Consider the following 19817-nt stretch of genomic DNA (forward strand, 5'->3'; position numbering starts at 1 on the left):
AACGATGAAATCAGAGATTTTTTGGGGCAGAATAGGACGGTTTGTATGTGATCGCATACAAACCGTCGGGATTAGGCTCGGCTCAGAGCGTCGTCTTCGACTTCAAATGTGCCGTAGTAGTACGGCGTATTCGATTCGAACTCGCCCGCGCAGGTATCAACCATCTTGAAGACGGGCTGCACTTTTTGCTTTTCAATTTCAGCCGCTGCCCGCTCAGCAAACTCGCCTGATCCTCCCAAAAGGGAGCGGATTGAGGGAGACGAAAAACCGATCAGGAAGGCTTCGGAGATGAGATTGGCCAAATCTTCACCCGACGATGAGGCGGTAACCAGCCGTTGCTCGACCTCCACCAACTTCTGCAACTTCCGCAAAAACCACTTGTCAACCTTACAGATCTTATTGACTCGATCCAGCGACCAACCGCGCCGAATCGCCTCGATGATCGCCCACATTCGGTCGTCGGTCGGTTGCTTCACACTGGCCTCAAGGGTCACGTCATCTTGAGCCTGATACTTCTCGTGCCGCAGGTCCTTCTGCTTCACTTCAAGCCCCCGAATCGCCTTCATCATTGCCGCCTCAAATGTGCGATCAATCGCCATGACCTCGCCGGTAGCCTTCATCTGAGTGAACAGAGTTCGATCGCCAGTGGCGAACTTGTCGAACGGGAATCGCGGCAGCTTCACGACGCAGTAGTCGAGAGCAGGTTCGAAAGCGGCTTTGGTCGTTCCCGTCACCTGGTTGTCGATCTCGTCTAGAGTCCGTCCAACCGCAATCTTTGCCGCAACCCGCGCAATCGGGTAACCGGTTGCCTTAGAAGCCAACGCGGAAGAGCGCGAAACTCGAGGGTTCACTTCGATGATGTAGTAGTCAAACGAGTGAGGATTCACAGCGAGCTGCACATTACACCCACCCTCGATTCCCAAAGCCGAGATAATCTTCAACGAGGCCGTTCGAAGCATGTGGTACTCGAGGTCACTCAGCGTCTGGGAAGGCGCAACTACGATGGAGTCACCCGTGTGAACTCCCATCGGGTCGAAGTTCTCCATGTTACAGACCGTGATGACGGTGCCGATCGAGTCTCGCATCACCTCATATTCGACCTCTTTCCAACCCAGCAGCGACCGCTCCACCATGATCTGGCTTCGCATAGAAAGCTTCAGGCCCTTGCGTCCCGTTTCCATTAGCTCTTCTCGATTGTTCGCGATTCCGCCTCCGGTTCCACCCAATGTATAGGCAGGTCGGATGATGCATGGATAAGGAACAACATCGAGAATAGCTTCAAGTTCTGCCTCAGTACCAACGATCCACGACTCGGGAACTGGCTCCTTAATCTCACGCATGAGCGTCCGGAAGGACTCACGGTCTTCGGCTTGCTTGATCGCGCTGAGCGGCGTTCCAAGCACCCGAACGTTGTACTTTTCGAGCACTCCAGCATCTTCAAGCTGAGTAGCCAGGTTAAGGCCAGTCTGTCCCCCGAGAGTCGGCAGCAGCGCATCCGGCCGCTCACGCTCGATGATTCTGGTGCAAAAATCGAGCGTCATCGGCTCGATGTAAAGGGCATCCGCAACGCCCGGATCGGTCATGATCGTGGCGGGATTGGAGTTGAGGAGAACGACCGAATGTCCCTCCTCGCGCAGGCTTTTGCAAGCCTGAGTGCCCGCATAATCAAACTCCGCTGCTTGACCGATGACGATGGGTCCGGAGCCGATCACAAGGACTTTCATTAAAGAAAGAGTTTACCGGGATTCCACGCCGTGGACAGATTCATTCCTCAAGCGTCGACAATGCTTCAAGCCGCTCAATGAGGCTGAGGTGAATTTTGTCTTTGCCCCGTCCGGTACCCAGCTTCATCGCTTTTAGCGCGGCCAATTTTGCGACTCGCACCGATGTAGTTTGTATGGTCAGAGTGACTGACTGGGCCTCCAATTCTGCAAATGATTCATAGCCTGATACACGATTCAAAATCTGAACAACACCGACCTCTGTGAAAAAGGTGTTGAACGCACCCCCAAAGGAAAACCGATCTAAACGGCTCAACTCACCGCTGCGAGTTCTGGCACCAACCTCATTCAGGGCGTTCGCAAGCGAATCTAAATTTTCTGAATCATAGGCAATGCACAAGTCGATATCGTATGTGGTCAGGTCTCCACCTTGCATCAGTAGTGCATAGCCACCCACCACAACATAACTAACGTTATGCTTTTTGAAGACGGCTGCGAGCGCCTTAAGGCTCGGAGAGCTCATCTGTCCTCCATCTCAGCGGAACAATGCCATTTTGCTCCCAAATTTCGAAGATCTCTCGCATGATGCCTTCGTGATACTCGACTCGCTCGGTCGGGGTCATTTTGTGGAGAATCTTAAGCATCGTATCATCCCGCTCTGTCGAGAAAGACTCCGCTCGGTCGGCATTTGACTCCATTTCCAAACTCATTATCCCACGGCTTCCCGAAGTAAACTGTTCGGAATGCTCCTCTCTGTCTCAAATGTCAAAAAAGCGTTTGGGCCGGACCAGATTCTTTTGGGTGTCACCTTCCGTTTGGACCCCAAGGAGCGGGTGGCAATGGTGGGTCGAAACGGAGCCGGAAAGTCGACTCTTCTAAAAATTCTGACCGAACGCGATACGCCAGATTCGGGTTCATTCAACATCAACCGTGGGGCCAAAATCGGGTACCTCCGCCAAGAGCAGCCGGTCACCTTTGGGCGATCCGTCATCGAAGAAGCCCAGGCCGGAGCAGCAGATCGCCTCGCAATCCAGGTTCGGCTGAGAGAACTCGAAGAGCTGATCGAGGCGGACAAAGCGACCGCCGAAAACCTTGACGAATACGCTCTCGTCCATGAGCACTTTCTTGACGCCGAGGGGTACTCGGCCGAGCGAGATGTGCGAACAGTTCTCATCAAAATGGGATTCGAGGAGGATGAGTTTGATAAGCCGACCGACGCCCTCAGCGGCGGAGAAAAAACTCGCCTCGCCATCGCAAGGATCCTGCTCGAAGAACCAGACCTCCTGATCCTCGACGAGCCAACCAACCACCTTGACCTTCAAGCCACCGAATGGCTAGAGAACTGGATCACGCAGTACCACGGCGCCGTTTTGCTGGTCAGCCACGACCGAACCTTCTTGGAAGCGACGGCTCAGCGAGTGCTGGAACTGCGGGATGGACAGGTTAAGGCTTATCCGGGACCGTTCGGTAAGTACCTAGAACTCAAACAAGCCGACGAAGAACGCCAAGCCGAAGTGGCGAAAAGGCAATCGATTGAGCTTGCCAAGATGGATGAATACGTCCGGCGCTTCATGAATAGCCAGCGCACTGCCCAGGCGCGTGGTCGGCTCAAGCAGATGGAAAAACTCGAAGCCGTTAGAGTTCATGCGCCAAAGAGCGATAAGCAGATGGCGGGCGGGTTTGGAAAAGCATCTCGCTCGGGAGAAATTGTTGTTGAGACAAAGAAACTCGCGGTCGGCTTTCCAGATTTGACTCTGATCAAAGAATTGAACTGGGTCGTTCGCATCGGCGAACGGTGGGGCATCATCGGCGAAAACGGGGCCGGGAAATCGACACTCATCAAGACCGTCATGGGTGCGCTTCCACCGCTTGGTGGAGTTGCCAAGATCGGCTCAAGTGTGGTTGCGGGCTACTTCACCCAGGATGCCAGCGATCTAGATCCTGAGATGTCGCCTTTGGACGTCCTCTGCTACGAAGACGGCCTCACTCCGCCAGAAGCGCGAACCCTGCTTGGGCGATTCTTGCTGACTGGGGACGACGTCTACCGCCCGGTCCGAACCCTCAGCGGTGGCGAGAAGAACAAACTTTCTTTGGCGCGCTTGACGAATCTGAATCCCAATCTGCTAGTGCTCGATGAGCCTACGAACCACCTCGATATGACTTCGCGCGAGGCTCTCGCGGATGTTCTCAAGGATTACGACGGAACGCTGATTCTCATTTCGCACGACCGCTGGTTGCTCAGCCAAGTGACCGACAACACCCTCGACGTTCGCCGGAACGAAGTGATCCAGTTCCCTGGTTCCTACACCGACTATCGAAACAGAAAAACAACTGGGCCCGCAGTCGTCTCGACTACTTCTTCGTCGGCAAAGCCCGACGAAAATGTCCCCAAGCTCTCTCCCAGGGAGCTCGGAAAGGCGATCGAAAAACTCAACAAAGAGATATCACAGATCGAGGACAAGATCACTAGCCAGGAAAACGAAATGGCGGTGCTAGAAATGAAACTCGCCGGAGTTCGCCCTGGAGACGATGTTCTAGCACTCTCAACTCAGCACGGAGAGTTGCAACAAACGATTGCCAGTACCATGAAGGAATGGGAGCGGCTGAACACCGAAGTTGCCGAGATGGAGGCACAGCGAGGGTGAGTATCTGATGTTCGACAGGATCGATGCCCTCAAGGCAAAACTTGACGCCATGCGTCCCTTGAAGCCGGAATTCCTTGCGGAATACCAAAAGCTGATCGACGTTCGAATGACTTACCACTCAAACGCAATTGAGGGAAATACACTCACACAAAGCGAGACAGAACTCGTCCTTGAAAAAGGCGTAACGATTGGAGGGAAATCTGTTGCCGAGCATCTGGAAGTGATCGGTCATCGGGAGGCCATTGGGTTCATTCAGGAACTTGCCACCACAAGTTCGCATCTCGGCGAGCATGAAATCAGACAGATCCACGCACTTGTAGTGAGGGGAAACATGCCCGAAGAACAAGGTAAATATCGAACTGTCAATGTCAAGGCCGCTGGTACTGAGCATCAGTATCCTGACCACATTCAGATTCCGAACCTCATGCAGCGGTTTGTTGCCGAACTTGCGACCGGTAACCTGCATCCTGTGGGGCGAGCAGTGAAGGCACACTATGACTTCGTCTCGATTCACCCGTTTCGCGATGGAAATGGAAGAACAGGGCGGTTGCTGATGAACCTTCTTCTGATTCAAAGTGGCTATGTGCCAGCTATCCTCCGAGTCGAACGACGAACCGACTATATCGATTCGCTCGTTCATGCCCAATCGAACGACGATGACCTTTCAAAACTGACCATGCTAGTGTGCAACGAACTCGAATCCGCCCTCGAAGAGGTGATCTCGCTTGCGAGCTGAAATTCTAATCGCCGGTGGCGGAACAGGCGGCGTTGCCGCTGCGATGATGGCATGTGAGCTTGGTCACAAGGTCATCATGACCGAGGAGACCGACTGGGTCGGTGGTCAATTAACCTCCCAAATTGTTCCTCCAGATGAGCATCCGTGGATCGAACAATTCGGCTGTACCCGCCGCTACCGAGATTTTCGAAACCGGGTTCGACAAGCGTACTACGCAAACCCGGGTCTCTCAGAGTCTGCCCGGCAGAACCCATTGCTCAATCCGGGAACTGGTTGGGTTAGCCGCCTATGCTTTGAGCCCGAAGTTGGGTGGAAAGTGATCCAAGATATGCTCGCACCCTATGTTGCCAAAGGGTTGCTGACGATTCTGCTGAAGCACAAGCCCCACTCAGCCATGGTTAATGATGACCAGGTCGAAGCCATTCGATTCTTGAACTTGGAGTCCGGAAAGCTTCTGACCATCGAAGCGGACGTCTTCCTGGATGCCACCGAACTCGGAGATTTGCTCCCGATGACCGGGACGGAATACGTCGTTGGGGCCGAGTCGAAGGCCGACACGAAAGAGCCAAACGCAGTTGAAGGACCTGCTGAATGGGATAACGTGCAGGGAATCACGTGGTGCTTTGCCCTCGCCAGCGATCCTAACGGCGAGCACCGGATCGAGAAACCAGCGCAGTACGAGAAGTGGAAGAACTGGAAGCCGAATTTTTGGCCCGGATCCATCCTAGGCTTTGAGGTGTTACATGCTCACACCGGTGAGACTCGCGAGTTGCCGTTGTACGGACGAAAGCCCGGCGATTGGTACGCACTGTTTCCCTACCGTCAGATCGTCAGTCCAAGCGTTTTTCCTGGTCAACATCCAGCGACTGTGGTGAATTGGCCCCAGAATGACTACTTCGAAGGGACGATTATGGATGTCGATCCACTCCCGAAAGGCGACGAAATCCCCGAGCACTTCGACGTCCCCGGGGCGATGGGGCCAGTTTCCGCAAGCCGACTTCATGACTCCAAACAGCTCAGCTTGAGCCTACTGTATTGGCTCCAGAACGATGCACCCCGTCACGACGACCAACCGGGGGCGTATCCAAACTTGTATATGAGCCCGGAGTTAGCGGGGACCGTCGACGGGTTTGCAAAGTACCCCTACATCCGCGAAGCTCGGCGAATTCAGGCCGAGTACGTGGTTAAAGAGCAAGATGTTGCAGCCTATACCAACGAAGGAGCCGATCGGGCACCCTCCTTTGAGGACTCAGTCGGGATTGGGGCCTATCGAATCGATCTTCACCCGAGCACGAACGGGGCGAATACAATCGACACCTCGACGCTGCCGTTTGAGATTCCCTTGAGGTCGCTTGTTCCGGTTCGGATGACAAACCTAATCCCGGCCTGCAAAAATCTTGGCGTAACCCATATCACGAACGGTTGCTATCGGCTGCATCCGGTGGAGTGGAATATTGGAGAGTCCGCCGCGGCCCTGGCCTCGTGCACGCTGCGGATGGGTTCAGCGCAAGCGGTGTCGGGGTCTACCGAAGAAGTTGCTGGATTACATGGCCTTCTTTCCAACCAGGGAGTCGAGCTCCGCTGGCCACAGCTCCGGGCCCTCTAAAAGAGATTCCGAACTCCACTTGCGGGCCGAAGATACATCAAATAACGCAGAAGAGGTGCCCAGTTAGGGGCACCTCTCCAACGATTGTCCTCTAGAATCTTCCAATTCCGGACGATCTCAATTGATCAACTTGTTGCTACTTTCCGCCTTCGTCGGGAGCCGTTGCCTGACTGGACCCAGCATTTGCCGCGTTTGGCGGCTTAGCACCACCAGCCGCGCCGCGATCCGGAGTCATGTTGAGAGCTTCCTCTCTGCTGAGAGACTTGCCCGCCTGTGCTCCGGCAGGATTCCCTTTCCCAGAGTCGTCAGACGAACATCCGGCAACGAAAACTCCACCCAAAACTGCCGCTACAGCAACATGAATCGTCCTCATTACGGGTTGCACTGTGCTCCACTACCGTTGTATCCAAACTGATATCCGCGCTGCTGGTCGGGTCGGAACATAGAGAGGTAATAGGGGGCAGTTGTTCCCGCTTGACAGCGCATCGGAAGATCAACGTTTCCTGCAGGATATCCACCTTGCGGTCCGTAATAAGTCCAAGCTGGCTCTAGGTATCGCCTGTTCCCGTTTGCAGTAGCCTGCGGGGCATCGCTACCCATTGCGATCCACTTAGCTGAAGAGTCCACGAATCCGAGGATATTCCCACGGCCAAAGACTCGAACAGTATCGTTTGCAGGCAAGAACGTCAGCTCATAGGTGTCTTGACGACCGGTTACCGCAGCTCCTGTTTGAGGATGTCCACCAGGATTGAAGCGGCAAGCTGGGGCTGGCGCAGCAGCGGTCCCCACGGTGTTGCAGCGCATATAAGGAGAGGTGTAGCCAAAGCCTCGATAAGCTTCTTTTCCGTTTCCGAACCAAACGAGCGGAGTACCGCTGACGTCTTGTACTGCGGTAGCGCTATACAGGGTAAGCAGGCCGTTCATGGTCATCATCGTTACCGGCAAGTTCGCCGGAGCAGTGGAGTAGTTGAAGCCAGTGGTGTAAACCGAGCCTCCACTTCCTTGGTAAAGGTCATTGTTCTTCGTGTAAGGGAAAATTGAGTTGTACCAAATCAACTGGTCCGCTCCTGCGAATGCTGCCCGACCACCCCAACCGGCTGGCACAGCGGCAAACCAGTAGGAGGAATATCCTGGCGGAACCCACGATGATCCCAAGACAGTGCCAGTTGCCGGATCTACGGCATGAGCACTTGGGAAGTTATCGTCATTATCGGTAGTGTAAATGTTGAAGGAAGTTCCAGTCTGCTTGGTGTCGCTTATGACTCGCGCTTTCTTGGCCGCTTCTTTCGCCTGCGCGAAGACGGGGAAGAGGATTGCTGCAAGGATCGCGATGATTGCGATGACCACGAGCAACTCGATGAGAGTAAATGCCTTTGTTTTCATGTTGGTTCCCATTTAAGGTCGGGCGACCAGATAATCGCTTGGTCCAGCAAACTGCCAGACTCCCATCCAATATACAAAACAATCTTTGCTAATTGTTAGCAGATCATTAAATTCTTCGAGAAAATGTTTAACGTTATCGAACGAAGTGGATTTCGACGATTCGACTGTTGTCCCACAGGAGCAACGAATCTAGAACTGGCTTACCCTTCGCGATTTCGCGGGCGTCCTCAAACGAGACCCTTTTGGTCTCGCCGCTGAGCATTCCAGGTTGAGCCATGTACCCAATCGCATCGTCGATCGAAGGAAAACAAGAGAGGCCGTTGACCACCATTCCGTCAGGGGTAGACGCATTATTGCAGGCATACTTCCCGTCACCCACCGAGATCAAATAGATCTCGTCCGGAAAGTTGCTAATGGACTCCCACATCCCTTCATCGAAGGAGGAAATCAGGGGATTTTCTAAAATCTCAATTGCCATTCTTGATCTTCTCTACAAACTGTGCGAAGTAGGGCCTGGAGTCCCAGGGTCCCGGAGCCGCCTCTGGGTGGTACTGGATACTCGAAGCATCCGCGTCCGGAACAGATATTCCTTCAACCGTTCCATCATTGACGTTGATCTGAGTCACTTTCGCTCGAGTTCCTTCGAGACTACCAGGGTCGACGGCGTAGCCGTGATTCTGGCTCGTTATAGTAACTTTCCCAGTTTCAAGATCTTTGACTGCGTGATTAGAGCCTCGATGGCCATATTTTAACTTAAAAGTCTGCCCGCCTACCGCATGACAAAGCATCTGATTCCCCAGACATATCCCAAACATTGGTCGTTTGCCAAGTAGTGATTTTACAGTACGTACAACTCCTTCGAGTCGCTGAGGATCCCCCGGACCTGGGCTCAGAAAGATGCCGTCCGGCTTCCAACTCATCACTTCGTCAGCCGTAGCCGTAGCCGGAAGAACAATTGGGCGGCACCCGGCTCGCCAAAACCTACGGAGGATGTTGTATTTGAGTCCGCAATCAAGCACCACTAATCGCGGACGTCCGGCTGGGTCCGGTTCCGACACGGCTTCCTTCCCTTCCGGTCCCCACTTGTAGGCACTCTTAGTGGTCACCGACATAACGTAGTCTTGCTCGTCGTAACCTGCCGCTTCGGCAAGTTTTGCCTTGCCTTCAAGCGGATCATCGCAGATGACTCCCATCGTGACGCCAGCACTGCGGATATGCTTGGTGATCATCCGCGTATCCAGTCCCTGGATTCCTGCAACACCGCGCTCCTTCAACAACGCGTTCACGGTTCGATTAGAGCGCCAGTTCGAAGGGTCCTCACAGGCTTCTCGAACAATCAGTCCGCTGGGCTGAATCCTATCAGATTCAAAATCGTCATCGTTGATCCCGTAGTTCCCGATCATCGGGTAGGTCAGCATCACCATCTGACCTGCGTAGCTTGGGTCGGTAAGGATTTCCTGGTAACCAGTCATCCCAGTATTGAAGACCACCTCTCCGACGCCAGAAACATCGGCACCAAGAGCTCGACCTTCGTATTGGGAACCATCGCTAAGGAGCAGGAAACGCTTCAACCTAGACGAGCAGGATACCCGTTAGAGACCCTGAAATGGGTTCACAATCTCAACTCCTTTGTACTTAAAACCGTGATGCATGTCTTCCGAGTACAAGACATCACAATCTGAGAGCACTGCCGCCTGTATAATTTGGGCGTCAAAGATAGAGACGGTATGGAGGGCGCTGATCATAGCGGAATCTCTGACGAAGCTGGGTTCAACTGAAAAACTGATCAATGTCTCCCAGTGCACCAAAGTTGGGATCAGACTAAAAATAGGCACCCCTGCTTTTCGGACCATAACCCGACAAAACTCCGTCAGCACTTGCGGAGAAATTCTCTTGAGGAAAGTGGGATCATTAAGAATCTCTCTTGCTCTAATGTGTTTCGACCCGGCTGAGACATCCGCCCAGTAGATCAGAACATTAGTGTCTAGAAAGGCACAGTCAATCTTCCTCATAGATTTCCTCTCGAGTGATCTTCTTTCCGTAAGACACTTTGAACTCCTGAATATGGACGTAGTGATTGTCCAGCCACTCTTGAGGAGACATTGTAAGCTTGGCCGCCAGGAGCACGTTTACATAACCGTTGACGGAGGTCTTCTTCTCGTGCGCGGCCGCCTTCACTCTCTCATACAAATCGTCAGGCAAACTCAATGTAATATTCTTCACACAAACATTGTGCCACAGATTCTGTGTAAACCTATACCGAAGGCTGGATATTCACCTTCTCCGGCGTGATTTCTACCGAAAACCTCTGACCGTCGATCACCATCGGACTAATCGTCAAGCTCTTCCACTTTGGTGGCAAGCAAGGCTTGCAGCTTAGCCACCAGCCCGATTTGAGCTGCTTCTTCCAAACCGCACCCTCCAAGGGCTTTTCGTCGAATCTGAACCCGGCGAATCCGTAGACAACGGTGTTAAGACAACCCGCCGCCCCGGTATAGAAGTAGGTTCGCTCAGAAGACCGCTTCTCGCTGAACATCATCTGCGGCCCCTTCACAAACGGCTCCCAGGAGCGCTTCCAGGCGTCGTAAGCTTTCTGCTTCTCTCCAAGGCGCGCCCAAATCGTGGCATGAATGGCATCGCTCATCGCCGGCCCGTTCTTGCTGACCTTGCCTTCAAACCGCTCCATCATGGTTCTAGCTTGCTTCTCCGCCTCGGGGTACTGGAGCGGGAAAATAGAGAGGACCGCGGCGGCCTGTTTATAGCTACGTAGCTTATCGTCGTCGTAGGTCAGGAAGGAAGTTTCGTCTTTCGGAAGCCTGAACTTAGCGGGCCCTTCCCACTTGCGCCCGTTCATTGCCCACTGGGCAAGTAAGTTGGTGTACAGATCGTTGTCACCAATGTGGTTCTCATCGGGCGACATCACATCCTTAATTTCTCGGCCATTCGGGCCGGTTACTGACCTTGCATCAAAGAATCGAGAGACACCACTGGCGACTTTTCCGACCTCACTGGAACTCGAAATCCCAGCCTTTTCGCTCAGATTCAGCCCCCACAGGACCGAGCCGGAAATGTGATGCTCCTTCACACTAGAAGCGCGAACCGTTTCCTTTCCACTGACCGACGACTCCCAGGGAAACATCATTCCGCTGTTTGATTTCTTGAAGAACTCCGCCGCATTCTTCTCCGCCTGCGCGGCTCGATCCAGCCGGTACTGGTTCATCTGGCGAACTGCATCGGGTTGCAAAAACAGCATCGAAGGCAACACCCAAACATCCATATCCCAGAATGTGTGCCCGAAGTAGAAGGAGTTGTTGAGTCCGAACGGTGCAAAGCCATGCTTTGCTACTGGCAGCACTTGTCGTACAGACTCACTAGTGATTCGGTTTACTATGGTTCGAATGAAGCGTTGGTCTTCCAGGGGGCCTTCGAGGTCGACGGCGATAACTGGCAATTCGCTCGATGGAGTCCGGAAGCTCACCGAGATGGTGTTCTCGGTAGTTTCAACTCTGACGGAATCTGCAGGATTCCTAGTCAGGCTCTCTCGATCAATTAGCGGCATTGCATCAGCTGATTGGTAGCTTGCACGAAACACGAAGTCAAGGTAACGGCCCTCCGGATCCTCAACCATCTCTTCCGAAATCTCAATCGTTGCATCCCCGGCTAAGTACTTAGGAAAATTGCTTGTGGGGTCGAGGATCTTCCATGTTGACATCGGAGGAAGTTTTGTCGGAACGTACACTCGCTGGCGGCGAAACTCCAGTTTCTCTTCACCACTAGATTGAAATGAACTCGGCAGCAAAACGGTGAAGCCCGATTCGTCGATCTCGGTCACTCGAAAAGTCCCCGTCGTCGCCAAGTACTCAGGAAGTGGCTTTGACTCAGCGGTGGAAGAACCGATCTTTGAACCGCAACCCACAAGCAACAAACTCAGGGTCCCTAACCCCCACCTCCAAACTCCCAACCCTCTGTTCACTGCCGCCCCAAGTCCACGCCTTTCGCCACCATCGAAACCAACGCGTTTTGGTCGTTGATCAGTTCCAGAACTCGCTGTCGGTAGCCCGTCGGAACTCGGCCGTTCAGCGTATGCAACGCTTTAATGCGAACAGCCGTCGAGTTGGAATTCAGCCCAGAGCCCGCCATTTGCAACGCCTCAGGCGTTCCAACCAAGCCCATCAACTCCACTCCCAGTAGCAATGACCTCTCGTCGGAACGCGACAACAGAGACTGGCCCAAAGCCATCCGCCTCGACGACTTCGATAAGAATCCCAGCGCTGCTCGACGAATCACCAAGTTCTGATTTGTGAGCAATGCCTCCATCGTCGGTGCCATGGAGTCATCGGCGAGTGCGGCCAGTGCGATCATCGCATCCTCCGCCGTGATCGCGTCGCCGCTGAGCACGATTCCCGAAATTTGATCGACCGCATCTTTAGCTCCCGCGACGGCTGCGTAACGAACCGCCGCTCGCCGCGTCACATCGTTCTTGAGACCGTCCGATACGGTGCCTTTGAGTTCAATCAGCTTTGCCAAAGTCGCAACTTGATAGAGGGATGCCCGCGCGAAGGGGCTCGCCTTTCCGAACTGCTCGACCAAGGTCGCCTTTGCGGCTGGCTCATTCAGAACCAATGCGGCGGCAACCTTAATCATGGGCGTTGGAGCGGTTCCTGCAAACTGGGTACAAAAACGATCCAGGGCAGGTGCGCCTATCTCCGCCAACTTGCGTGCCGAAGGCGCAGACCGCGCTCCGCCCGAGCGCACTTGTTCCCAAAGGGAGTCGATCTCCTCAGCTTTCGCCGAAAGAGAACCAGGTTTCACCGGCACTGGATCCTTGGTAGCTCCGTCCTCAGCCGCAAAGCTGATACCTTGAGAGCCAGACGAACTAGCGGTTCCTGGCAAGGGGCCATCGGCAAACGCGTCGTCCCCACCCAGGTTGACAAACAGGGCGATCCCTGGGCGTCCGTTAACCAACACCCCAATGCCAACTGGACCGGCGTAACGATCTGATCCTGCCTCATCAAGGAAAATCGCCACCGAGCCTTCTTGCGCCAATGCAGGGCGGCTATCCCGGGCGGCATAGAGATCGTCCCCTTCCCGGTCGATAAGGATTGCAACGGATCGGTCCGTAGCAAAGGAGTGGCAGGCACCTTTCCGAACCACGTAGGTATCGTCGCCTTCGAGGTCGAACTGTGCGGCGACCCCTTCGCCGGTTGCCGAAGCCTGCGATTGAGTTAGCGCAAGGTAGGTGTCATTTCCTGCGGCATCGTAAATGGAGCCGATCCCGAACGCACGAGCCGAACCTTGCGAGTCCGTTCCTGCTTCGTAAAGGTCGTCTCCACCGAGGTCGGTCAATAACCCAAGGCCTCCCGGCATTAACCCTGCGTAGCCCTGGGCGCGGCAGATGAACCCCCCTGGGTTGGTGCTGTCCGGCACCAGCCCGCCAGCCCGGTAGCGGTCATTGCCGCCGTGGTTGATAAGCCATCCGGTTCCGCCGAGCATTCCGGCACCCTGGCCCAAGTAGCCAAGCTTTAAAGTATCGGAGCCCTTTCCAAGCACCAAAGCTCCGAAGCCAGCGATCCCGAAACCCTGGCCCAACGAACGGCTCTCAATACGGCACTGTTGTTCGACAACCGCGATTCCAACTCCGCCAGCCGCGGCTCCGTAAGAAAGTGACTTTCCGTAGAGATCGGGGCGAACTCCAAGGAAATGAGCGATACCGATGCCGAGCACTCCCGCTCCGCCTGCGGCATCGACAAAATCAGCTTTTGTGTCGTTACCCAGGTCGATGAGGACCGATGCGTAGCCGATCCCCGCTCCGTAGCGGCCTTTGTAGCGATTGCGACCGCCGAGGTCGATGCAGAGACCGGAGGCCAGAGCACTGTGGTCGTCGTCGCCTGATCCGCAGATCTCGACCGGAATTCCGCTCACGGCAAACGTCACCGATCCCTTCCAACCCTCCTTTGCCGCTTGACGAAGGGTCGGAACGGCGGCTTCGGTTGCCGCTGAGAGTTCCTGAGCCGCCTCCCGAATTGTGCCTAGCTCTACTTTCGCGAGTGCGCTGTCGAGCGCCATCGAGGTCATTCGTGGCTTGGTGATGAACTCAAACTTGATATCGGTTCCTTGGGCCGCCCAGGTAGGAAGAGACTCAATCAGCCCTCGCTTCTCATCCGGAGTGAGCTTAGAAAGGGCTTGACGTATTTTGGCGTTCGCGCTGGCGATGGAACTGAGTAGATCGGCGACGGGCCCACGGAGTTTCTCCGGAAGTTCGACGGTCGGAGGAATCAAGACCTGTTCGGTAGCGACCAAAGTAGACGGTGGATCGCCATAAATCGCGGTGAAAGCTTGTTTCAAAAACAGTTTGAGGCTCGGATCAGTTTTCTCATGGAGGCCCAAAAGAGTCCCGATTGCCGCGACCGGGCGAGCGAGACACGTACCGACAATCGGAGGTGAAACCGGATACGGTCGGCTCTGGCGAGCAAAACTGAGATCGTCTTCAGAAAGCACGGCAATCTGGAGAGCTTGCCCAATCGCTGTCTTCTCTCCCGGAGTCATCTGCCCAAAAGCCGACCCGCTAAGCAACAATCCGAGAAGCCAAAAACGTTTCACTACCCAGCATTTTAGCGAGTAGCAAACGCGTGGTGACGTTTGGCGGCAAGGTTTCGTCAGAATCTTATGATGGAGGTTGCCGGCAAGTATCGGATGATAGCGTCGGTTTGCCTGCTCGTGGCGACCATCTCGGCGTTTGGGCGGTGGCGACTGTCGGTCGTTCCAATACAGCCAAGTTCAGCGAATCCAGAGAAGACTTCAGCCGGACCAACGCCGACTCTCACGCCGCCGAAGCTGGAGAGTCCGACTTTCTTGAAGTTCAAATCCATACGGGTCACCCCGACCGGCACGGTTGACCTTGCGGATGACGGATCAGTTTTGGAATCTGAACTCGACGAGAGTACAGGTGAAAGAACCTACAGCTACCTGAGTGCAAGCAAATCATTCAAAAAGCTCCCGTCCGATGATCCCGCAACTCGATTTGCCTTATCTCAACGGGGACGACTTTTCAAGTTTCGAGTGAATCCCTCCCGATTAGGGTTCGGAAGGCGGGTCAATGTTCGACTTACGCTGTCCGAACTCCTCGCGCCCAACTCAGGTCCTTATGGCACCTCGCGAAGGTTTCTTGAGGACGGAGCGATGGTGAGTTACGAGTACTCCGCGAAAACGAATTCTATCAATATTGTTCGCGAGGGCAAGCCGACGAAGACTGTGCTTCAGTCCCAAAATCAGCTCCTGTTGGGGCAGGTTGATGATCGAGACGAGCTTTGGACTTGGGAGGTGCGGAACTCAGCACGAAAGCCTGAATTCCACCTGTTTCGCGGTCAAAATGTCGAGGAGGTTGACATTGCGGCGGTTGGTAAGATCGGCGTCCCAAAGCTTGTCACGACCACAAACGGGGCCTCTGTCCTAACCGTTTGCACAAAATCATCTACAGCAGTCAATCGCGCGTTCCGGTCCGAAAAAGGCGCTTGGAAGGAAATTCTTCCTCCACCGGGATTCGATGGGGTCATGATCCAGAAGATTTCGGAAGACGGACTCATGTTTGGAGCGCTGCAGATTGGTAGTGTTGATCTGGTGCCAACGGTATGGAGGGACGGAATCCCTTACGATCTCCGTCGACACCCGCAATGGCCGTTAGGCGGCCATTTTTCGTTCGCCGAGTTGGTGAACCGTCGAGGCGACATCATTGCCACATCTCTGGTCACCGGAGATGACCGCGAACGAACTTCAACCCTTCTTACTCGGCTACCCGCCAAGTAGTCCCATCGCTGACCTGACATCTGCCATCGTTTGACCAGCGACTTCCCGAGCCTTCTTCGCGCCCTCTTTGAGGATGTCGTGGACGTCATCGTTGCTCAAGGCGTTTCTCCGCTCGCGAATTGGGCGGAAGTATTCATTGATGGCCTCGATGCAAGCCGTTTTGTTTTGCATACAGCCGCGCTCGCCTTTCCGATCTTCATCCCAAAGGGTTTCCCAATCGGGCGAGTAGATCTTGAGATACTGGCAGACGGCGCACCCTTCGGGAATGCCAGGATCCGTTTTCTTAATTTTGCTTGGCGTGGTGTACGCACTCTTTACCTTCACTGCGGTTTCGTCTTCAGACTCGCTGAGGAAGATGCAGTTGTCGTAACTCTTGCTCATTTTCCGCATGTCTAATCCGGGAAGCTTGGCTCTGGTCTCGTCTTCAGGGATGAGGTATTTGTAGGTCTGGAACACCTCTTGGTTGAAGAGGCGATTGAACCGGATTCCGATATCGTTCCCGATCTCAAGATGCGGAGCCTGGTCTCGACCAACGGGCACACCGTAGGGGCGGTAAAGCAGAATGTCGGCAGTCTGGAGAACCGGGTAGCCGAGGAGGCCGTAGGGCTCGCGCTCGACGCCTTCCAACTCGTCTTTTTTCTCCTTGTATGTCGGAGTTCTCTCTAACCAGCCAAGCGGGGTCACCATGCTGAACAGCACGTGGAGCTCGGCGTGCTCCTTGACGTGGCTCTGTACGAAGATCGCTGACTTCGAAGGATCGATGCCGGCGGCGACATAGTCCTTGGTGATCTCAATCGTGTTCTGGGCGAGGCTGTCAGTGTCGTCCAGAGTGGTGAGCGCATGCCAATCGGCGACCATGCAGAACATGTCGTACCCCTCATTCTGCAGGTTCACCCAGTTGCGAAGCGCGCCTTCATAGTTGCCCAAATGCCCGCCCTTCGGATTGGTGGGGCGCATTCCGCTGAGGATTCGCTTCGATGTACTCACCCGAAGGTTATACCTTTGCGCCTCAGCTCTGGGAGTAGGCGAGCCTGATCTGCTCGGCAGCTCCGTTGAGTTCATCAAAAGGGGTTCTGACTTCAAGTGACATTCGGCCTTGATAGTCCAACGCCTTGAGACGTCGGAAGAATCCTGCCATCATCGGGTCGTGAGCCGATGGCGCCGCCCGACCCTGTAAGTCGGCAAGATGAACGTGAACAGGAGCAAAAGGAAGTTGCGCCTCCCAGAATGCCTCGCTCGGGACGGCCAAACCACCCTCCCTTCCGTCGGCGTCCCATTCGTAGAGGATGTGATAGACATCGGCAGTGTAAGGGATGCCGTAATACGCCAGGGTCGTGGCAAACTTGCCGCAGTCGTTCCCTAGGTTTGTTTCCGATCGATTGAGTGCCTCGGGAGCAAGAAGGGGCGACATCCAGGAGCGGATTGCGTTGCGGAGTTGCTCGTGGAACTGTTCGCGAGTAGGTGGCGGCTCAGAGGCGGCTTCAACAAAGTCACCGAGAAATGCCTCGTGCTCTTCTTCATAGACTGCACTAATCGCCGAGTAAAGTAGCTTGCCAAACGCAGACTCCGGAGTCGAGCAAGGTGTGAACGGAATGGGCCGAGCGTCCCACATCTCCCGTGTGAATGGGTGATTCCGTTGCCCGCCACCGCCAATTACCGCGACTTCAACGCCAACCTCGTTGGCCCTCGGGAGGAACTTCCGCAACTGAGCCAAAACGACGGCCGGAGGCAGGGTCCAAACGGAAACGCCTCCAGGCAGGAACAGGTTAGTCGCCTGGACATTTAGCCCCGCGTAAACCGAAGAATCCCAAGGCTCCATCGCCGCCATGTCGGACGCGGAGACCTCGACGTAGTTGAAGCCTTTGGCTGCAGCAAGGCGAGCATTCTCCAGAGAGCAACAAACACCTATTTCCACAATGGGATTCTAGCAGGGAACCCCGGGTTACCGCTTGTGAAAAGCACGTCGTATCTAAAGCGGGAACAAGGTTCCGAAGTCCGAAACTATTTCCTAAACATCTGCTTCAAGATGAAGAAAGCATTCGCCGGACGCTCAGCGAGTCGCCTCGTGAAGTACGGATACCACTGGTCCCCGAAGGGGACGTAAACCCGGACGTTGTAGCCTTCTTTCACCAGTGAGTTCTGGAGGTCGCGGCGGATGCCGAGAAGCATCTGGAACTCGAAGGACTGCTTGTCGATCCCTTCCGCTTCAACATATCGCTTCAGTTCGGTGATAATCGCTTCATCCTGCGAAGCGATCGCCGGGTAGAAGCCCTTCTTGAGAAGCCGCTTAGCTTGCTCAACGTACTTCTCGTCCACCTTCGACTTCTCCGGATAAGCGACCGAGGCAGGTTCCAAATAAGCACCCTTTACGATACGAGTCCGAATCTGCTTCTCGATCATCAGATCCACATCATCGTCGTTGCGGTGCAGGTAGGACTGCAACACCGTTCCCGTGTTCTTGTACTCCTGGAACACCGAGGTCACAATATCAATCGTGCGCTGCGTGTACTCGCTGGCCTCCATGTCGATTCGCACGAAGTTATTCAGCTCAGCAGCACGAGCCACGACCTTTCGGTAGTTCTCGGTAGCAAACTCGGTTCCCTGGTCAAGGCCACATTGAGTGAGCTTGATCGAGATATTCAGCGGCTCGGTTCCTACCGGATTTGCCTTCCATTCTCCAACCTTCCCAACCGAGTCGATGCGGTTGAGCATCTTGTGGTAGGTATCGCAAGCGGCAAGCGCCTCAGCTTCGGAGTGGGTGTTCTCTCCTAAGTAGTCGAGAGAGATTCGTTGTCCGCCAGGGAAGATTCCCTCGGAAGCCTTCAACGCATCCTCAAGCGAATCGCCCGCAATGAACCGAGTCACCAGGGGCTTAAACAAAAACGATTTGCGAACAATGGACTCGACCGGCTTCAGCGCGGAGGTCTTGAGGATGAAGGAACGAGCGAGCGACATTGCTCCCCTTATTGTACTTCCCGCCAATCTTGGAGCTGATCCAGATACCGCTGGACCAGTGAATCGTAGTCAAAGTTCTCTTCCGCGTAACGCCTGATCTGTGCCGTCATTTCATCCCGCTGGGCAATGGCTTTCGTCACTGCGGGGATCAGTTGGTCGTCGCTCTCGACAAGATGAATAAACGGTTGACTGAGGTCAAGATTTCCGGTACAGGCGGAAGAGATGACAACCGGCAAGCCTGCGGCCAAAGCTTCAACGACCACAAGAGGTTGCCCCTCTGATGTCGAAAGTAGGATCAGGCAGGAGTATTCACAAAGACGTTGATGGATCATGTCACGATCCCAGGAACCGATCATCCGCTCTTTTAGCTCAGGGGAAGGTTCTATCTCGCCATAGTCGGGGCCGATGATGTCGCAGATGATCCCGCTCGGAGCAAGAATCCTCGCGACATCATCTTGTCGCTTCCGCGCTTGAATGCGACCAATGCAGACCGCTTTTCCGTTACCGACCAGATTGGTTTGGAATTCGTGGACCTCGACGCCGTTGGGCAAAACCGCACAGATCGCCGACGGATTTCGCTTCTTAATCAGATTCGCAATATCGGCCCTGAGAATCAGGTGATAAGGTGCGTGATTGCACCTGCGCAGTGCTTTCAGTTCGGACTTATCGAGGCTGTCTGAGTTCAACGGATGGTGGACAGTTGAGACAACGAGTGGTCTTCTCAGCACGGTCGCCAAAACCTGAATTGGCTTTTCGGAGTGGCAGTGAACGACATCAATCCGTTTCGTCAAGCAGTACCAAATCGTAGTGAAAATCGCTCCCCAACGCTTTTTGTTTACGAGGATGACCTCGTGTCCCAAAGCCCGGAGCCGGATTGTGTATTGCCAGATCACCTGCTCGACCGCGCCCCATCCATTCGGCGGAATCGGCTCGTTCCCATGAGCTACAAAGATGATCTTCATTAATCC

The 19817-nt window shown here is 54.5% G+C and carries 18 protein-coding genes; 4 read left to right on the plus strand and 14 right to left on the minus strand.

Going from position 1 to position 19817, the window contains the following annotated elements; all coding sequences use genetic code 11:
• Positions 1 to 71: 71 nt before the first annotated feature.
• Genes carB through WCK51_10875 form a run of 3 tightly spaced genes read right to left on the minus strand, consistent with a single transcriptional unit; the run spans position 72 to position 2419 of the window.
• A complete protein-coding gene (carB, locus tag WCK51_10865) occupies positions 72 to 1724 on the minus strand; it encodes a carbamoyl-phosphate synthase large subunit (protein MEI7577386.1) in 1653 nt (550 codons plus the stop codon).
• A gap of 40 nt (positions 1725 to 1764) precedes the next feature.
• A complete protein-coding gene (locus WCK51_10870) occupies positions 1765 to 2244 on the minus strand; it encodes a hypothetical protein (protein ID MEI7577387.1) in 480 nt (159 codons plus the stop codon).
• Positions 2225 to 2419: a hypothetical protein gene (locus WCK51_10875; protein MEI7577388.1), complete on the minus strand. Its 195-nt coding sequence runs from the start codon at positions 2417 to 2419 to the stop codon at positions 2225 to 2227. Before WCK51_10875 ends, WCK51_10870 begins: the two co-directional genes overlap by 20 nt.
• 45 nt (positions 2420 to 2464) lie before the next feature.
• On the opposite strand from WCK51_10875, the gene WCK51_10880 reads away from it, so the two are divergent.
• Genes WCK51_10880 through WCK51_10890 form a run of 3 tightly spaced genes read left to right on the plus strand, consistent with a single transcriptional unit; the run spans position 2465 to position 6708 of the window.
• The gene (locus WCK51_10880) at positions 2465 to 4366 is read left to right on the plus strand and encodes an ABC-F family ATP-binding cassette domain-containing protein (GenBank protein ID MEI7577389.1); all 1902 of its coding nucleotides are present in this window, start codon (positions 2465 to 2467) and stop codon (positions 4364 to 4366) included.
• A gap of 7 nt (positions 4367 to 4373) precedes the next feature.
• Positions 4374 to 5102, plus strand: coding sequence for a Fic family protein (locus WCK51_10885; GenBank protein ID MEI7577390.1), 729 nt, complete (start codon positions 4374 to 4376; stop codon positions 5100 to 5102).
• Positions 5092 to 6708 carry an FAD-dependent oxidoreductase gene (locus WCK51_10890; GenBank protein MEI7577391.1) on the plus strand — a complete coding sequence of 539 codons (1617 nt, stop codon included), beginning with the start codon at positions 5092 to 5094 and terminating at the stop codon, positions 6706 to 6708. Before WCK51_10885 ends, WCK51_10890 begins: the two co-directional genes overlap by 11 nt.
• A gap of 136 nt (positions 6709 to 6844) precedes the next feature.
• On the opposite strand, the gene WCK51_10895 is transcribed toward WCK51_10890, so the two are convergent.
• The 7 genes from WCK51_10895 to WCK51_10925 form a co-directional block, all read right to left on the minus strand.
• Positions 6845 to 7081 carry a hypothetical protein gene (locus tag WCK51_10895; GenBank protein ID MEI7577392.1) on the minus strand — a complete coding sequence of 79 codons (237 nt, stop codon included), beginning with the start codon at positions 7079 to 7081 and terminating at the stop codon, positions 6845 to 6847.
• Positions 7081 to 8091 (minus strand): prepilin-type N-terminal cleavage/methylation domain-containing protein, encoded by a 1011-nt coding sequence (locus WCK51_10900; GenBank protein ID MEI7577393.1) that lies wholly within the window; start codon positions 8089 to 8091, stop codon positions 7081 to 7083. Before WCK51_10900 ends, WCK51_10895 begins: the two co-directional genes overlap by 1 nt.
• Positions 8092 to 8224: 133 nt before the next feature.
• Positions 8225 to 8569 (minus strand): hypothetical protein, encoded by a 345-nt coding sequence (locus WCK51_10905; protein ID MEI7577394.1) that lies wholly within the window; start codon positions 8567 to 8569, stop codon positions 8225 to 8227.
• On the minus strand, positions 8559 to 9662 hold the full coding sequence (carA, locus tag WCK51_10910) for a glutamine-hydrolyzing carbamoyl-phosphate synthase small subunit (GenBank protein MEI7577395.1): 1104 nt from the start codon (positions 9660 to 9662) through the stop codon (positions 8559 to 8561). The genes WCK51_10905 and carA overlap by 11 nt, the downstream gene beginning before the upstream one ends.
• A 427-nt stretch (positions 9663 to 10089) precedes the next feature.
• Entirely contained in the window at positions 10090 to 10314 is a 225-nt protein-coding gene (locus WCK51_10915; protein MEI7577396.1) for a hypothetical protein, read from the minus strand.
• A 31-nt stretch (positions 10315 to 10345) separates the two neighbouring features.
• Positions 10346 to 12064 (minus strand): glycosyl hydrolase family 65 protein, encoded by a 1719-nt coding sequence (locus tag WCK51_10920; GenBank protein ID MEI7577397.1) that lies wholly within the window; start codon positions 12062 to 12064, stop codon positions 10346 to 10348.
• The gene (locus WCK51_10925; protein ID MEI7577398.1) at positions 12061 to 14691 is read right to left on the minus strand and encodes a hypothetical protein; all 2631 of its coding nucleotides are present in this window, start codon (positions 14689 to 14691) and stop codon (positions 12061 to 12063) included. Before WCK51_10925 ends, WCK51_10920 begins: the two co-directional genes overlap by 4 nt.
• Before the next feature lie 69 nt (positions 14692 to 14760).
• On the opposite strand from WCK51_10925, the gene WCK51_10930 reads away from it, so the two are divergent.
• On the plus strand, positions 14761 to 15894 hold the full coding sequence (locus WCK51_10930) for a hypothetical protein (GenBank protein MEI7577399.1): 1134 nt from the start codon (positions 14761 to 14763) through the stop codon (positions 15892 to 15894).
• Here WCK51_10930 and trpS read toward each other — a convergent pair.
• The 4 genes from trpS to WCK51_10950 all read right to left on the minus strand — a co-directional run bounded on the left by trpS (position 15880) and on the right by WCK51_10950 (position 19811).
• Positions 15880 to 16881 carry a tryptophan--tRNA ligase gene (trpS, locus tag WCK51_10935; GenBank protein MEI7577400.1) on the minus strand — a complete coding sequence of 334 codons (1002 nt, stop codon included), beginning with the start codon at positions 16879 to 16881 and terminating at the stop codon, positions 15880 to 15882. The genes WCK51_10930 and trpS overlap by 15 nt on opposite strands.
• Before the next feature lie 22 nt (positions 16882 to 16903).
• Positions 16904 to 17809: a hypothetical protein gene (locus WCK51_10940; protein ID MEI7577401.1), complete on the minus strand. Its 906-nt coding sequence runs from the start codon at positions 17807 to 17809 to the stop codon at positions 16904 to 16906.
• A gap of 86 nt (positions 17810 to 17895) precedes the next feature.
• Positions 17896 to 18849, minus strand: coding sequence for a proline dehydrogenase family protein (locus tag WCK51_10945; protein MEI7577402.1), 954 nt, complete (start codon positions 18847 to 18849; stop codon positions 17896 to 17898).
• 8 nt (positions 18850 to 18857) lie between these two features.
• The gene (locus WCK51_10950; GenBank protein ID MEI7577403.1) at positions 18858 to 19811 is read right to left on the minus strand and encodes a glycosyltransferase; all 954 of its coding nucleotides are present in this window, start codon (positions 19809 to 19811) and stop codon (positions 18858 to 18860) included.
• Between the last annotated feature and the right edge of the window lie 6 nt (positions 19812 to 19817).

The organism is Armatimonadota bacterium (genome assembly GCA_037138755.1).
GTDB lineage: Bacteria > Armatimonadota > Fimbriimonadia > Fimbriimonadales > Fimbriimonadaceae > Fimbriimonas.

Excerpts from the sequence above, each read along its gene's own strand:
- WCK51_10875 (MEI7577388.1), bottom strand. The coding sequence starts at position 2,419 with ATGGAGTCAAATGCCGACCGAGCGGAGTCTTTCTCGACAGAGCGGGAT.
- carB (MEI7577386.1), bottom strand. The coding sequence starts at position 1,724 with ATGAAAGTCCTTGTGATCGGCTCCGGACCCATCGTCATCGGTCAAGCA.
- WCK51_10870 (MEI7577387.1), bottom strand. The coding sequence starts at position 2,244 with ATGAGCTCTCCGAGCCTTAAGGCGCTCGCAGCCGTCTTCAAAAAGCAT.
- WCK51_10885 (MEI7577390.1), top strand. The coding sequence starts at position 4,374 with ATGTTCGACAGGATCGATGCCCTCAAGGCAAAACTTGACGCCATGCGT.
- WCK51_10895 (MEI7577392.1), bottom strand. The coding sequence starts at position 7,081 with ATGAGGACGATTCATGTTGCTGTAGCGGCAGTTTTGGGTGGAGTTTTC.
- WCK51_10905 (MEI7577394.1), bottom strand. The coding sequence starts at position 8,569 with ATGGCAATTGAGATTTTAGAAAATCCCCTGATTTCCTCCTTCGATGAA.
- WCK51_10900 (MEI7577393.1), bottom strand. The coding sequence starts at position 8,091 with ATGAAAACAAAGGCATTTACTCTCATCGAGTTGCTCGTGGTCATCGCA.
- WCK51_10945 (MEI7577402.1), bottom strand. The coding sequence starts at position 18,849 with ATGTCGCTCGCTCGTTCCTTCATCCTCAAGACCTCCGCGCTGAAGCCG.
- WCK51_10930 (MEI7577399.1), top strand. The coding sequence starts at position 14,761 with ATGGAGGTTGCCGGCAAGTATCGGATGATAGCGTCGGTTTGCCTGCTC.
- WCK51_10950 (MEI7577403.1), bottom strand. The coding sequence starts at position 19,811 with ATGAAGATCATCTTTGTAGCTCATGGGAACGAGCCGATTCCGCCGAAT.
- WCK51_10880 (MEI7577389.1), top strand. The coding sequence starts at position 2,465 with ATGCTCCTCTCTGTCTCAAATGTCAAAAAAGCGTTTGGGCCGGACCAG.